Here is a 13712-nt window from a genome sequence, read left to right on the forward strand (position 1 = left end):
GCAAATCTGTGTGCTTTTACAGCAGTTGAGTAAAAAGTTTCGTAATTTTGCATTAAGGACTTGCATCACAAAAAAATGCTCTTATAATTCGCAGCCCTGAACGGCGAAAGACGTTTTCAGATTGCGATACTAGCTCAGTTGGTAGAGCGCAACCTTGCCAAGGTTGAGGTCATCGGTTCGAACCCGATGTATCGCTCCAATTTGTAGGTTACGGCGAAAGCGGTAATCGAAAGGTGAAAGACCTTTTATAATGCGATACTAGCTCAGTTGGTAGAGCGCAACCTTGCCAAGGTTGAGGTCATCGGTTCGAACCCGATGTATCGCTCCAAATTAAAGAATCATCAACTTAATTGATGCATCCGGACGCGGGATGGAGCAGTTTGGTAGCTCGTCGGGCTCATAACCCGAAGGTCGTCGGTTCAAATCCGGCTCCCGCAACCACATTACAGTTAAGCGCTATCTGTTGTCCAAGACGGTAAGAGCTGCCCAAGGCAGTAAGAGCAGCGATTAACTTATGCGATACTAGCTCAGTTGGTAGAGCGCAACCTTGCCAAGGTTGAGGTCATCGGTTCGAACCCGATGTATCGCTCCAAATTAAAGAATCATCAACTTAATTGATGCATCCGGACGCGGGATGGAGCAGTTTGGTAGCTCGTCGGGCTCATAACCCGAAGGTCGTCGGTTCAAATCCGGCTCCCGCAACCACATTACAGTTAGTCGCCATTTATTGCCTAGGGCAGTAAGAGCAGCGGTTAACTAATGCGATACTAGCTCAGTTGGTAGAGCGCAACCTTGCCAAGGTTGAGGTCATCGGTTCGAACCCGATGTATCGCTCCAAATTAGCCTTTTTAAGGCAAGACTCATTGACTTAAACAATGCATCCGGACGCGGGATGGAGCAGTTTGGTAGCTCGTCGGGCTCATAACCCGAAGGTCGTCGGTTCAAATCCGGCTCCCGCAACCACATTACAGTTAAGCGCTATCTGTTGCCCAAGGCAGTAAGAGCAGCGAATAACTAATGCGATACTAGCTCAGTTGGTAGAGCGCAACCTTGCCAAGGTTGAGGTCATCGGTTCGAACCCGATGTATCGCTCCAAATTAGCCTTTTAAAGGCAAGACTCATTGACTTAAACAATGCATCCGGACGCGGGATGGAGCAGTTTGGTAGCTCGTCGGGCTCATAACCCGAAGGTCGTCGGTTCAAATCCGGCTCCCGCAACCACATTACAGTTAAGCGCTATCTGTTGCCCAAGGCAGTAAGAGCAGCGAATAACTAATGCGATACTAGCTCAGTTGGTAGAGCGCAACCTTGCCAAGGTTGAGGTCATCGGTTCGAACCCGATGTATCGCTCCAAATTAGCCTTTTAAAGGCAAGACTCATTGACTTAAACAATGCATCCGGACGCGGGATGGAGCAGTTTGGTAGCTCGTCGGGCTCATAACCCGAAGGTCGTCGGTTCAAATCCGGCTCCCGCAACCACATTACAGTTAAGCGCTATCTGTTGCCCAAGGCAGTAAGAGCAGCGAATAACTAATGCGATACTAGCTCAGTTGGTAGAGCGCAACCTTGCCAAGGTTGAGGTCATCGGTTCGAACCCGATGTATCGCTCCAAATTAGCCTTTTAAAGGCAAGACTCATTGACTTAAACAATGCATCCGGACGCGGGATGGAGCAGTTTGGTAGCTCGTCGGGCTCATAACCCGAAGGTCGTCGGTTCAAATCCGGCTCCCGCAACCACATTACAGTTAAGCGCTATCTGTTGCCCAAGGCAGTAAGAGCAGCGAATAACTAATGCGATACTAGCTCAGTTGGTAGAGCGCAACCTTGCCAAGGTTGAGGTCATCGGTTCGAACCCGATGTATCGCTCCAAATTAGCCTTTTAAAGGCAAGATTCATTGTCTTAAACGATAATGATGCGAAAAGAAAAACATCCGGACGCGGGATGGAGCAGTTTGGTAGCTCGTCGGGCTCATAACCCGAAGGTCGTCGGTTCAAATCCGGCTCCCGCAACCACATTACAGTTAAGCGCTATCTGTTGCCCAAGGCAGTAAGAGCAGCGATTAACTAATGCGATACTAGCTCAGTTGGTAGAGCGCAACCTTGCCAAGGTTGAGGTCATCGGTTCGAACCCGATGTATCGCTCCAGCTTTCTTCTAAAAAGCTATTAAGACTCTTTAAACCACCGTGTTTTTCTTTAGATCACAGAGTTTAAAGGCGACCTTAAAGGTCACGCTCTTTCTTTAATGCTGCGAAGCATAATCTCCCCAAAAAGCAAATAATCCTCCATCATGGTGGATATTTTTTTGTCTTAAATTTTTCTTAGCAACTGGAATGCTAGTAAACATCAGGTCTCTGAAGCAGATACTTGAGGTTTTTCACATCTATAAACAGACTTATCCACAAAATGTTAGGTGTGGATAACTTGGTTGATAAAGTTATTTCAGGCTTAATTCTTTACCTATCCCTAAAAGATCTTTCTTGTTTTCAATATATTAGATGAATTGTGGCGATCGTAACTTATTGTTTTTTATCAAGTTGGATGCTTATCTTGGATTTGATAAAAGATCGTTAACTTGTTGTTTTTTGATCTTAATCATTTATCGGTACTGTGTTTAACTTTGCGCGGGTGTCGGAAGTTTACGAGAGTTCTGAATTTTTTCCACATTGCTAGAATTGAGAACAAGGTCAAACATTGTTCTAAAATTATGTGCAACGAGTTGTCTTAAATGTTGGACTGTTAGTGGGGGCTCGCTTGCCATACATTGGTATATAAAGCGTTAAGCGTCTCTTGGTAGTCCTTTCTCTACTATACGTATTAGCCGGTGCTTTTTAGTCGCGACTTTACTGTTACCTTTTAGCACCTCAATGGCACTTGGTAATTGCTGTAGTTGTTTTTCTAAAGCCCACTCAATATGGACATCTAGCATTTCGTTTTTGCCTTGATGGGACTCCAGGGTTTCAACAATGCGTTGTTGAAATGGCGCATTGCCCATCGCAACAAAGATATTGCGCAACCACTGGGTGTAGCCGATACGTCTTATTGCGGAGCCTTCCATTTTCTTTAGGAAGGTCGCTTCGTCCCAACTTGAAAGTGCAACCAGGTCAGCCTCTTGGAAGCCTTCTCTGCGGTGAAAGTCGGTTTGTTCTGTGAGTTCGGCATGACGGTTCCATGGGCAAACTAACTGACAATCATCACAACCGTAGATACGGTTACCAATCGCTTCTCTAAACTCTTCCGGGATCACACCATCATATTCAATGGTTAAGTACGATATACATTTGCGCGCATCCACCACGCCATCATCAATAATGGCACCCGTTGGGCAAGAAGTGATACATGCGGTGCATTTGCCGCACTCATCGACACTGGGTTCATCCGTTGGAAGAGGGATGTTAACTAACAGCTCCCCGAGAAAGAACCAAGAGCCAGCGTCTTTATCAAGAATTAATGAGTGTTTACCTGTCCAACCCAACCCTGCTTTTTGAGCGAGCGGTCTTTCCAAAATAGGCGCTGAATCAACGAAAGGTCGTGAGTCTAAACCTTCGACCTCTTTTTCAATTCTTTGTCCCAGCTTTTTCAACTGGTTACGGAACAATTTGTGATAGTCGCGGCCTAAAGAATAGCGGCTGATGTAGCCTTGAGTAGTATCGCTTAGGTTAGAGGCAAACTGAGCTTCCGGTGGTAGGTAGTTCATTCGAGCGCTGATCACTCGAATTGTACCAGGGTGAAGTTCATCAGGGCGTGCACGCATCATCCCATGCCGAGCCATCCAATCCATTTCGCCGTGGTGACCCGCATCTAGCCATGCTTGAAGGGGGGCTTCGTGTTCACTTAAATCAATATCGCAGATGCCAACTTTTTGAAAGCCTAGCTCTTTTCCCCAGATTTTAATTTTTTCAGCAAGATGGTCTAGATTCATGGCTTAATTCTTATTTTCTCTGTTTTACAATTAGAGATAAGGCTAATTAAAATTAGGTTCGGCAAAAATGGGGGCGGATCTTAACGGATCTTAGTGGTGTTGACCAGAACAGACGCGTTTTGAGCAGTATTTTTCATAGAACTTACACTTGAGTGCTTGTCTCCCAAAAGCATCACGGTTTACTATTCTTGTTCTTTTGATTTTTATATAGTCAACGATCGATTTTTAGAGAACGTATTCATGAGCACGAAACAATTTACTTTGAAAGATGAACAAGCAACGATTCAATTAGGAACGGAGCTTTCTAATCTTTGCTCACAGCAGACGACGATTTATCTGCATGGTGATCTTGGCGCAGGTAAAACGACCTTCAGTCGTGGCTTTGTAAAAGCACTTGGCCATCAAGGAAATGTAAAGAGCCCAACGTATACTCTAGTCGAACCTTATCAACTTGCCGATTGGCAGGTGTACCACTTTGACCTTTATCGCCTAGCCGATCCTGAAGAGTTAGAGTTCATGGGAATTCGTGACTACTTTACTCCGGATGCTATCTGTTTGGTTGAATGGCCTGAGAAAGGTTATGGGATGCTACCAGAAGCCGATTTGGATATTGATATTCGTTACCAAGACGATCACCGTATTGTTTCTTTAACCGCTAATAGTGAATACGGACAGCGCTTACTTAGTCAGTTGGAGTTATGTTGATTTCTAAACGCCTTATTTCAGCAGTGGCCATAATGGCTGCTGTTTTTACTATACTGTTTTCTTCACTTGTTTCTGCAAACTCACTGAAAAGTTTAAGGGTTTGGCCTTCTCCAGAAGAAACTCGTGTGGTGATCGACTTAAAATCAGAAGCGGACTTTAGCTATTTCACCCTGAGTAGCCCGAGTCGTTTAGTGGTCGATTTAAAGAACACTAATCTTGCGACTAAGTTACCGGTCGTGGTGAAAGATAGCCCTGTTCTATCTAAGATTCGTAAGAGTTCACCGCCAGACAAAAACACCTATCGCTTGGTTTTTGAATTAAAGAAGTCGTCTAAAGCAGAGTTGTTCAAACTGAGCCCGACTCCGGGTGGTCAGTATGGGCACCGTTTGGTGATCGACTTACCTCATGGTGCGGCAAGTAAAGCGACATCGAAGCCAAGTAAGCCAACGGTAAGTAAGAACATTAATCAGGTTAAACGTCAGAAAGACATTTTGATCGTGATTGACCCTGGCCACGGTGGTGAAGATCCTGGCTCAATCGGCCCATCTCGTAAATATGAGAAGAATGCGACTCTGAGTATTTCTAAGAAGTTAGCAGCTCAATTGAATGCGATTCCGGGGATCAAAACCCGTATGACTCGTAATGCTGACTATTTTGTAAACCTGAATCGACGTGTCGCGATTGCTCGTGAAAACGAAGCTCATCTGTTTATCTCTATTCACGCGGATGCCTTTACTACCCCTCAACCAAGAGGTGGTTCGGTGTTTGTGTTGAATACTCGACGCGCAAATACCGAGATCTCTCGATGGATCGAGAACAAAGAGAAGCAGTCTGAATTACTTGGTGGTAGCGGTGCGGCTTTCACTGGCAATATTGATGATAAGAACGTAAACCAAACTCTGCTTGATCTGCAGTTTAGTCACTCTCAAAAAGAGGGTTATAAACTGGCAACGGCGATTCTGTCTGAAATGGGTAAAGTCGCGAAGCTGCATAACAGTAAGCCGATTAACACCAGCTTAGCGGTATTACGCTCACCACAGATTCCATCGGTATTGGTTGAGACAGGCTTTATTTCGAATCCGACGGAAGAGAAGCTGCTCTTCCAACGTTCGCACCAAGACAAGCTGGCCCGTTCTGTGACTAAAGCCGTTGTTAAGTATTTGAAGGCTAACCCGCCAGAAGGGATTATCTTATCGAATGCGACATCATCAACGGGCAGCGTGAGCCAACATAAAGTCTCTCGTGGTGAGTCTTTGTCTGTGATTGCGAGCAAATATGGTACGTCGACACAGACGTTGATGAAGTTCAACAATCTGAAATCGAGTAGCCTAGCTATCGGCCAAATACTTAAGATTCCAGGCAGCGCTTCAAGCTCATCATCAAGCAGTGTTGTTAAAACGAAAACTATCACTCACACGGTTAAGTCTGGAGAGTACCTAGGTAAGATCGCCAGCCGCTATAAAGTGTCGGTGGCTGATATTAAACGTGAGAACCGTTTGAAATCAGAGACGGTGAGAGTCGGCCAAAAGTTACGTATTACGGTTGAAGTAAAAGATGTTCCTCTGCGCAAGCACAAAGTTGCAAGGGGCGATTATCTTGGCAAGATTGCGTCGAAATATGGCGTGAGCGTTAACAGCATTCGCCAAGCAAATAAGCTACGATCTGACAGCCTCGCGGTGGGGCAGGTGTTGATTATTCCGCACAAATAAGTTTTTTAACACAGACATGTTTCCATCAATGGCAGTAAGGTAGCTATAAATATGACGATCAAAATACTGCCAGCTCGGCTAGCTAACCAAATCGCAGCGGGTGAGGTGGTAGAAAGACCCGCTTCTGTTGTGAAAGAGTTGGTTGAGAACAGTTTGGATTCCGGCGCGACACGTATCGATATCGATATCGAGAAAGGTGGCGCTAAGATGATCCGCGTTCGTGACAACGGCAAGGGCATCGTTAAAGATGAGCTCGCCTTGGCGCTGAGCCGTCATGCTACCTCTAAGATCCATACCCTTGATGACCTAGAGGCGATCGTCAGCCTTGGTTTTCGTGGTGAAGCGCTCGCGAGTATCAGCTCTGTTGCGCGCTTAACCATGACTTCACGCCCTGCGACTCAAGATCAAGCTTGGGCAGCACACAGTGAAGGCCGTGATATGCAGGTGAAACTGCAGCCTGCGGCGCATCCCATTGGTACTTCGGTGGAAGTGTTGGACCTGTTCTTCAACACACCAGCACGTCGCAAATTCTTACGCACCGAGAAAACCGAATTCACGCATATTGATGAGTTGCTTAAACGCATCGCATTGAGTCGCTTTGATGTGACGATCAACCTTCGTCATAACGGCAAAATGATTCGTCAGTACCGCGCTGCTAAAACACAAGTTCAAGCAGAAAAGCGCATCGCTGCAGTATGTGGTAATCCTTTTGTTCGCCATATGCTTAAGATCGAACTTGAGCACCAAGGTCTAAAACTTCATGGCTGGATCACCACGCCCGAAGGGGCGAGACAGCAAAGCGATCTGCAATACTGCTATGTGAATGGCCGCATGATGCGCGACAAACTGATTAATCACGCGATTCGTCAGAGCTATGAAACCAGCCTGCGCCCTGACCAATTCGCGACGTATGTGTTGTTCATCGAGCTAGACCCGCATCAAGTCGACGTGAATGTTCACCCTGCCAAACATGAAGTGCGTTTTCATCAAGCGCGCCTTGTGCATGACTTTATTTACCAAGCATTGAGTGATGGCCTAGCACAGAGCAAGCAGATTGATGCGGCGCCTATTAATCAATCCGCTTTCCACCAATCAGAAGCCCCTAATTATCAACAGGATAGTTCGGTGCCTGAAGCGGAAGAGACGACGAGTTTTAGCGCTCCAGAAAGGAATGCCCCAGCTCATTCGGAACAATCGCAGGTTTCTGAAAGAGTGCGACATGCGATTGAACAGACTCCAGCCTATCCGAGAAAAGCAGAATCTGAGCAAGCCTATAACCAGCCTCAACACTGCGTTAATGATGGCGGGCAGCGTTACAGCTCACCAGCTAACCGAAGTTCATCGCCGAGCGGAGGCTCGTCGGCTCGCGAAACCAGTTTTACCGGTTCTCCTCGCCAAGAATGGATAGAGTCTCGACCTGAACCTAAAAAAGAGAAAGAGTCACATCAACATCATGCTGAGCCAGCACCCTCAAAGCGCGAAGTTAAGGCCTATAAAGAGCTTTTAAAAACGCCAGACTTTGATGAGCACACCGTGGATCTCACCCCTCCTCAAGAACAGGTGGCACAAACAGCGCCAACAGAAGCTAAGCCTGCCCAACAGAATCCCGTTAACTCGAAGCCAAGAGCACCTGTAACGGACTTAGGCAAAGCAGTCTCGATTGTAGAACGTCAGTATCTGGTGATGGGTAATAAGAACGGCAGTGTGTTGGTTTCTTTGGCTAAGGCTGAATTGTTGCGTGTTGTTGGTCAGCTTGATACTCGAGGGGGGGCGTTAAAAAGACAACCACTATTGGTGCCCTTATCGATTAAGCTTGGCAGTGAGCTTGTCGAAGTTGCGAAGGCGTTGAGCCAAACACTGGCATTACTGGGGATTGAGCTTAAGGCGCGAAACAGTGAGGCGGTAATGGTGATGGGCGTACCTTCTCCTTTAAGGCAGCAAAACTTACAAATTCTGATCCCAGATCTGTTATCTTACGCGGCTTCATTAAATGCTCAGATTGTCGATAATCACTCGGCTAATGTTTCCAGTGACCTGTTGCCATCATTGGTTAACTGGATCGGGATTCAAACCGCACAAGTAAAAAGCGACTACACTTTATCTGAAGCGGTTCAACTAGTTGGGGAACTTGAACAACTTTGGCATGGTCTACTTCCATTAGATGATCCTGAGTTTGTTAATCCTATCGACTTTTCAGCGACTATAGCCGCGTTTACGGTTTAATTTTTTCGCGACGACATTTGTCTTTTTAGCTGAATACGTCGCGACACAAAGCCCTTTGCTAAAAAGCGCTAAAACAGAGAAGCAAATACAAAATATCATGACTGAAAAATTACCTTTAGCGTTGTTTTTAATGGGCCCAACGGCGTCAGGAAAAACAGATTTAGCTATCCGCTTACGTCAGAAATACCCAGTAGAGATCATCAGCGTCGATTCGGCACTTATCTACAAAGACATGGATATCGGCACCGCTAAACCGGATGCGCAAGAGCTTGCACTTGCACCTCATCGCTTGATTGATATTTTGGATCCAAGCGAAGCATATTCTGCGGCAGATTTTCGTCGTGATGCGATCAATGAAATGAATAAGATTGTAGCGGAAGGCAAAATTCCGCTACTTGTTGGTGGCACAATGCTTTACTACAAAGCATTGTTGGAAGGTTTATCGCCATTACCCGCAGCGGATCAAGAGATTCGTAAGCAGATTGAAGCGGAATCTATCGAACAAGGTTGGCAGGCATTGCACGATCAATTAAGAGAGATAGATCCCGTATCCGCTGAAAGAATACACCCAAATGATCCACAAAGGCTTTCAAGGGCATTGGAAGTTTACCGAATTTCGGGTAAAACATTAACAGAGCTAACTCAAACGAAAGGCGATAGCCTGCCATTTCGTGTAAAACAATTTGCAATAGCTCCCAAGGAAAGGAAAGAACTCCATCGCCGCATTGAGCTGCGTTTCGAGAAGATGATAGAAGCGGGATTTGAAGAGGAAATGAAGGCGTTGTACGCCAGAGAAGATCTTCACCCTGAACTGCCATCGATCCGATGCGTTGGTTATAGGCAGATGTGGGATTATTTAGACGGTAATTGTGATTTAGACGAAGCGGTTTTCCGTGGTGTCTGTGCAACCCGTCAGTTGGCCAAGCGACAAATCACCTGGTTGCGCAGTTGGGATGATTTAACTTGGTTAGATAGCGAAAACATTGATCAAGCGTTAGAAACTCTTTCAGATGCAATAGCATCTGATTAGTATTGCTGTGTATAATGTGATCGCTTTTGCGTGAATATACTCTGGAAAGGATCCGTTATTGAGGCTTTTAAAAAATCACAGCCTTTCAATAACAACGGAGTTTTTTTATTCATTTAGCTCAGATGCAAAGGCCGCACCTTTTTGTGCACCACTAGCTAAATAATTACAACAAAATACAAATAAGGAAAATAAAATGGCTAAGGGGCAATCGCTACAAGACCCATTCCTAAATGCACTCCGTCGTGAGCGCATTCCAGTCTCTATCTATCTTGTCAACGGCATTAAGCTGCAAGGTCAGATCGAGTCTTTCGATCAATTCGTGATCTTATTGAAGAACACAGTAAACCAAATGGTTTACAAGCATGCGATTTCTACTGTGGTACCTGCACGTGCAGTTAGTCACCACAGCGGCGAGCAACGCACGCCATCTGATCGTCCAGAGAAGACTGAAGATTAATCGTTCAATTGATACAGCTTACGCTGTAATAAGGAGTTGGTTGCTTGTTTGACCGTTATGAATCCGGCGAGCGAGCCGTACTTGTTCATATCAACTTCACGCAAGAGGGAGAGTGGGAAGACCTAAGTGAATGTGAAATGCTGGTCTCCTCAGCGGGGGTAGAAACGCTACAAGTGATTACTGGTAGCCGACAATCCCCACTCCCTAAATACTACGTTGGAGAAGGTAAAGCCCTAGAAATCGCACAAGCTGTTCAGCTAACCGGTGCTGAAATTGTGATTTTTAACCACTCCCTATCTCCTGCCCAAGAGCGAAACCTCGAGCAATTGTGTAAATGTCGTGTGATTGATCGCACGGGTTTGATCTTAGATATCTTTGCACAACGTGCGCGAACTCATGAAGGTAAGCTACAAGTTGAGCTCGCTCAACTTCGTCATATCTCTACCCGATTGATTCGTGGTTGGACTCACCTTGAAAGGCAGAAAGGTGGTATTGGTCTTCGTGGTCCAGGTGAAACTCAACTGGAAACCGATCGACGTTTGTTGCGTGACCGTATAAAGGCAATACTGCGTCGTTTAGCGAAAGTCGCTAAGCAGCGTGAACAAGGACGACGTGCTCGTAATCGAGCTGAAATCCCAACAATTTCTTTGGTTGGTTATACCAACGCAGGGAAATCAACACTTTTCAATCGCATCACAAGTGCGGGTGTTTATGCGGCAGACCAACTGTTTGCAACCTTAGACCCAACACTACGTAAGATTGATTTGGCAGATGTCGGTCCTGCAATTCTCGCAGATACCGTAGGTTTTATCCGTCATCTACCACACGACTTGGTCGCTGCGTTCAAGGCAACATTACAAGAGACGCAGGAAGCTGACATTTTGTTACATGTTGTTGATGCCAGTGATGACCGTTTTCGTGAGAACATTCAGGCTGTTCATGAAGTATTAGAAGAAATCGATGCTCATGAAGTGCCAACCCTTGTAGTCATGAACAAAATTGACTGCATGGAAGACCAAAAACCTCGAATTGAAAGAGACGAAGAGGGCGCACCTCGCGCTGTTTGGGTTTCTGCAATGGAAGGAGAAGGTATTGAACTGCTGTTTGAAGCTTTAACTGAGCGTTTAGCTAGCCAGATGGTTCAATTCCGGTTGTGTATTCCACATCAACATCAGGGGCGTATTCGCAGCTTATTCTTCGAGATGAAATGTATTCAACAGGAAGAGTATGATGAAAATGGTAACTTGTTGATAGATATCCGAATGCAACAAATAGATTGGTCTAAACTTGAAAAAAGAGAAGGGGCGCTCTTAGGTGACTTTATCGTCACCAAAGAGACTGCTACAGTATAACGTCATATCAAATGATGGAGCTTTCTAATGGCGTGGAATGAGCCTGGAAATAATAACAACGGCGATAATAACGGCCGCGATAATGACCCTTGGGGTAATAAAAATAATCGCGGCGGCCGAGATCAAGGACCGCCAGATCTAGACGAAGTGTTTAGTAAACTAAGTCAAAAGTTAGGTGGCAAGTTTGGTAAAAAGGGTGGCAACGGTAACGGGCCATCTATCGGTGGTGGCGGTGCAATTGGCTTTGGTGTCATTGCCGTTATCGCGATTGCTATCTGGTTCTTCGCTGGTTTCTACACCGTTGGCGAAGCAGAAAGAGCAGTAGTACTTCGACTGGGTCAATTCGACCGTATCGAAGAACCTGGTCTTAACTGGCACCCACGCTTCATCGATGAAATCAAAGATGAGCAGCTAGTAAACGTTCAAGCGATTCGTTCTCTACGCGCGTCAGGCACCATGCTGACTAAAGACGAAAACGTTGTGACCGTTGAAATGGGTGTTCAATACCGTGTTTCTGACCCATACAAGTACTTGTATCGTGTAACGAATGCGGATGACAGTTTACGCCAAGCAACCGATTCTGCGCTTCGTGCGGTAATTGGTGACTCACTAATGGATAGTATCCTAACAAGTGGTCGTCAGCAGATTCGTCAAAGCACTCAAGAAACGTTGAACCGTATTATTGATAGCTACGACATGGGTATTCTGATTGTTGACGTGAACTTCCAGTCAGCACGTCCACCTGAGCAAGTGAAAGATGCATTTGATGATGCTATCGCGGCTCGTGAGGATGAAGAGCGTTTTGAGCGTGAAGCTGAAGCTTACCGAAATGATATTCTTCCAAAAGCAACAGGTCGTGCTGAGCGTTTGAAGAAAGAAGCGGTGGGTTACTCAGAGCGCACAGTTAATGGTGCTCTAGGTCAAGTAGCTCAGTTCGAGAAACTGCTACCTGAATACCAAGCAGCTCCTGAAGTAACACGTAACCGTATGTATCTAGATACAATGGAAAAAGTGTACTCAAGCACATCGAAAGTCCTGATTGATTCTGAATCAAGCGGTAACTTGCTATACCTACCAATTGATAAGCTAGGCGCACAAGGTGGTTCTCAGTCGGGCACTCGCCCTGCAAAAGCACCATCAACTTACGATCAAATTGAATTAGAAAAACAAGCGGATCCAAAGTCTAGCACTCAAACTCGTTCAGACAGTTCACGTCAAGGGAGATACTAATAATGCGTAAATTAATGATCCCTGTATTAGTTGTGACGATTGCCCTTCTATTGATGTCACTGTTTGTGATTCAAGAAGGCGAGCGTGGCATGGTAATTCGTTTTGGTCGAGTTCTCGATGACAACGGCGTATCACGAATCTATGAACCAGGCCTGCACTTTAAGCTGCCACTGTTTGATCGCGTAAAAGTACTTGATGCTCGTATTCAAACGATGGATGGTCGTTCTGACCGTTTCGTAACGTCAGAGAAAAAAGACGTTCTAATTGATACCTACGCAAAATGGCGTATTGCTGATTTTGGACGTTTTTATCTGAGTACTGGCGGCGGCAATATCATGACGGCAGAAGCACTTCTTGAGCGTAAAGTGACAGATGTTCTTCGTTCTGAGATTGGTTCTCGTGAAATTAAGCAGATCGTGTCAGGTCCTCGTAATAAGGACATCCTGCCAGACTCTGCTGATAGCGAAGTCGTCACAACGGTAGCGGCTGCAGAAGCTCTAGAAGTTGATGGCGAACGCGATAAGATCATGGAAAACGTTTTGTCTGGAACGTCAGAAAGTGCGATGGCTGATTTAGGTGTTGAAGTTGTTGATTTCCGAATGAAGAAGATTAACCTTCCTGACGAAATCAGTGAATCTATCTACCGCCGTATGCGTGCAGAACGTGAATCGGTTGCTCGTAGACACCGTTCTCAAGGTCGTGAGCGTGCTGAAGTTATCCGTGCTCAAGCTGAACTAGAAGTGGCAACAGTTCTTGCAGAAGCTGACCGTACAGCTCGAATCACTCGTGGTGATGCAGATGCAGAAGCAGCGAAGATCTACTCTGATGCTTTCAGCAAAGATCCTGAGTTCTACGGCTTCATGCGTTCATTGCAAGCTTATGAGGCATCATTTAGCGATAAGAGCGACATTCTAGTACTGGATCCGAAGACTGACTTCTTCCAATACATGAATCAAGCAAGCGGTGTTCCAGCAAAGTAAGCTGATGCGTTAGTAAATGCTTAGCTCAATAAGCAAAATACGTTAAAACTTAAAAGGCTCCCATAATGGGAGCCTTTTTGTTTTCTATTGTTTTCAGGTCTACGAT

The 13712-nt window shown here is 45.6% G+C and carries 9 protein-coding genes and 16 tRNA genes; 24 read left to right on the forward strand and 1 reads right to left on the reverse strand.

Annotation, left to right across the window (positions count from 1 at the left end):
* Positions 1 to 123: 123 nt before the first annotated feature.
* From OC193_RS01245 to OC193_RS01320, 16 genes are all read left to right on the forward strand, one after another.
* Positions 124 to 199: transfer RNA gene (locus tag OC193_RS01245), tRNA-Gly, on the forward strand.
* A gap of 53 nt (positions 200 to 252) precedes the next feature.
* A tRNA-Gly gene (locus OC193_RS01250) sits at positions 253 to 328 on the forward strand.
* A gap of 36 nt (positions 329 to 364) precedes the next feature.
* Positions 365 to 441, forward strand: a tRNA-Met gene (locus OC193_RS01255).
* Positions 442 to 516: 75 nt separating this feature from the next.
* A tRNA-Gly gene (locus OC193_RS01260) sits at positions 517 to 592 on the forward strand.
* A gap of 36 nt (positions 593 to 628) precedes the next feature.
* Positions 629 to 705: transfer RNA gene (locus OC193_RS01265), tRNA-Met, on the forward strand.
* A 56-nt stretch (positions 706 to 761) separates the two neighbouring features.
* Positions 762 to 837 (forward strand) — tRNA-Gly (locus OC193_RS01270).
* A 49-nt stretch (positions 838 to 886) separates the two neighbouring features.
* Positions 887 to 963, forward strand: a tRNA-Met gene (locus OC193_RS01275).
* Between the two features lie 56 nt (positions 964 to 1019).
* Positions 1020 to 1095, forward strand: a tRNA-Gly gene (locus OC193_RS01280).
* 49 nt (positions 1096 to 1144) lie between these two features.
* Positions 1145 to 1221: transfer RNA gene (locus OC193_RS01285), tRNA-Met, on the forward strand.
* 56 nt (positions 1222 to 1277) lie between these two features.
* Positions 1278 to 1353: transfer RNA gene (locus OC193_RS01290), tRNA-Gly, on the forward strand.
* A gap of 49 nt (positions 1354 to 1402) precedes the next feature.
* Positions 1403 to 1479, forward strand: a tRNA-Met gene (locus tag OC193_RS01295).
* A gap of 56 nt (positions 1480 to 1535) precedes the next feature.
* A tRNA-Gly gene (locus OC193_RS01300) sits at positions 1536 to 1611 on the forward strand.
* A gap of 49 nt (positions 1612 to 1660) precedes the next feature.
* A tRNA-Met gene (locus OC193_RS01305) sits at positions 1661 to 1737 on the forward strand.
* Between the two features lie 56 nt (positions 1738 to 1793).
* A tRNA-Gly gene (locus OC193_RS01310) sits at positions 1794 to 1869 on the forward strand.
* A 67-nt stretch (positions 1870 to 1936) separates the two neighbouring features.
* Positions 1937 to 2013, forward strand: a tRNA-Met gene (locus tag OC193_RS01315).
* Between the two features lie 56 nt (positions 2014 to 2069).
* Positions 2070 to 2145: transfer RNA gene (locus OC193_RS01320), tRNA-Gly, on the forward strand.
* Between the two features lie 632 nt (positions 2146 to 2777).
* Here the strand turns inward: OC193_RS01320 and queG are convergent.
* Complete coding sequence (gene queG, locus OC193_RS01325; protein WP_048662759.1) at positions 2778 to 3920, reverse strand: tRNA epoxyqueuosine(34) reductase QueG; 1143 nt, start codon at positions 3918 to 3920, stop codon at positions 2778 to 2780.
* A 240-nt stretch (positions 3921 to 4160) separates the two neighbouring features.
* Here queG and tsaE point away from each other — a divergent pair, with 240 nt between their 5' ends.
* From tsaE to hflC, 8 genes are all read left to right on the forward strand, one after another.
* The gene (tsaE, locus tag OC193_RS01330; protein WP_004735870.1) at positions 4161 to 4625 is read left to right on the forward strand and encodes a tRNA (adenosine(37)-N6)-threonylcarbamoyltransferase complex ATPase subunit type 1 TsaE; all 465 of its coding nucleotides are present in this window, start codon (positions 4161 to 4163) and stop codon (positions 4623 to 4625) included.
* Positions 4619 to 6334 (forward strand): N-acetylmuramoyl-L-alanine amidase, encoded by a 1716-nt coding sequence (locus OC193_RS01335; protein WP_048662760.1) that lies wholly within the window; start codon positions 4619 to 4621, stop codon positions 6332 to 6334. The genes tsaE and OC193_RS01335 overlap by 7 nt, the downstream gene beginning before the upstream one ends.
* A gap of 51 nt (positions 6335 to 6385) precedes the next feature.
* On the forward strand, positions 6386 to 8557 hold the full coding sequence (gene mutL / locus OC193_RS01340) for a DNA mismatch repair endonuclease MutL (protein ID WP_048662761.1): 2172 nt from the start codon (positions 6386 to 6388) through the stop codon (positions 8555 to 8557).
* A 97-nt stretch (positions 8558 to 8654) separates the two neighbouring features.
* Positions 8655 to 9587: a tRNA (adenosine(37)-N6)-dimethylallyltransferase MiaA gene (gene miaA, locus OC193_RS01345; RefSeq protein ID WP_048662762.1), complete on the forward strand. Its 933-nt coding sequence runs from the start codon at positions 8655 to 8657 to the stop codon at positions 9585 to 9587.
* A gap of 193 nt (positions 9588 to 9780) precedes the next feature.
* Positions 9781 to 10044 (forward strand): RNA chaperone Hfq, encoded by a 264-nt coding sequence (gene hfq / locus OC193_RS01350; protein WP_017059927.1) that lies wholly within the window; start codon positions 9781 to 9783, stop codon positions 10042 to 10044.
* A gap of 44 nt (positions 10045 to 10088) precedes the next feature.
* Entirely contained in the window at positions 10089 to 11396 is a 1308-nt protein-coding gene (gene hflX, locus OC193_RS01355; protein WP_017059928.1) for a ribosome rescue GTPase HflX, read from the forward strand.
* A 27-nt stretch (positions 11397 to 11423) separates the two neighbouring features.
* A complete protein-coding gene (hflK, locus tag OC193_RS01360) occupies positions 11424 to 12626 on the forward strand; it encodes an FtsH protease activity modulator HflK (protein ID WP_048661598.1) in 1203 nt (400 codons plus the stop codon).
* Positions 12627 to 12628: 2 nt separating this feature from the next.
* Positions 12629 to 13606, forward strand: a complete 978-nt coding sequence (gene hflC, locus OC193_RS01365) for a protease modulator HflC (protein WP_048662763.1) — start codon at positions 12629 to 12631, stop codon at positions 13604 to 13606.
* Positions 13607 to 13712: the final 106 nt, after the last annotated feature.

Source organism: Vibrio crassostreae (genome assembly GCF_024347415.1).
Classification (GTDB): Bacteria; Pseudomonadota; Gammaproteobacteria; order Enterobacterales; family Vibrionaceae; genus Vibrio; species Vibrio crassostreae.

What these genes read in the sequence shown, in the direction of transcription:
- queG (WP_048662759.1), bottom strand. Translation starts at nt 3,920, where the DNA reads ATGAATCTAGACCATCTTGCTGAAAAAATTAAAATCTGGGGAAAAGAG.
- tsaE (WP_004735870.1), top strand. Translation starts at nt 4,161, where the DNA reads ATGAGCACGAAACAATTTACTTTGAAAGATGAACAAGCAACGATTCAA.
- OC193_RS01335 (WP_048662760.1), top strand. Translation starts at nt 4,619, where the DNA reads ATGTTGATTTCTAAACGCCTTATTTCAGCAGTGGCCATAATGGCTGCT.
- mutL (WP_048662761.1), top strand. Translation starts at nt 6,386, where the DNA reads ATGACGATCAAAATACTGCCAGCTCGGCTAGCTAACCAAATCGCAGCG.
- miaA (WP_048662762.1), top strand. Translation starts at nt 8,655, where the DNA reads ATGACTGAAAAATTACCTTTAGCGTTGTTTTTAATGGGCCCAACGGCG.
- hfq (WP_017059927.1), top strand. Translation starts at nt 9,781, where the DNA reads ATGGCTAAGGGGCAATCGCTACAAGACCCATTCCTAAATGCACTCCGT.
- hflK (WP_048661598.1), top strand. Translation starts at nt 11,424, where the DNA reads ATGGCGTGGAATGAGCCTGGAAATAATAACAACGGCGATAATAACGGC.
- hflC (WP_048662763.1), top strand. Translation starts at nt 12,629, where the DNA reads ATGCGTAAATTAATGATCCCTGTATTAGTTGTGACGATTGCCCTTCTA.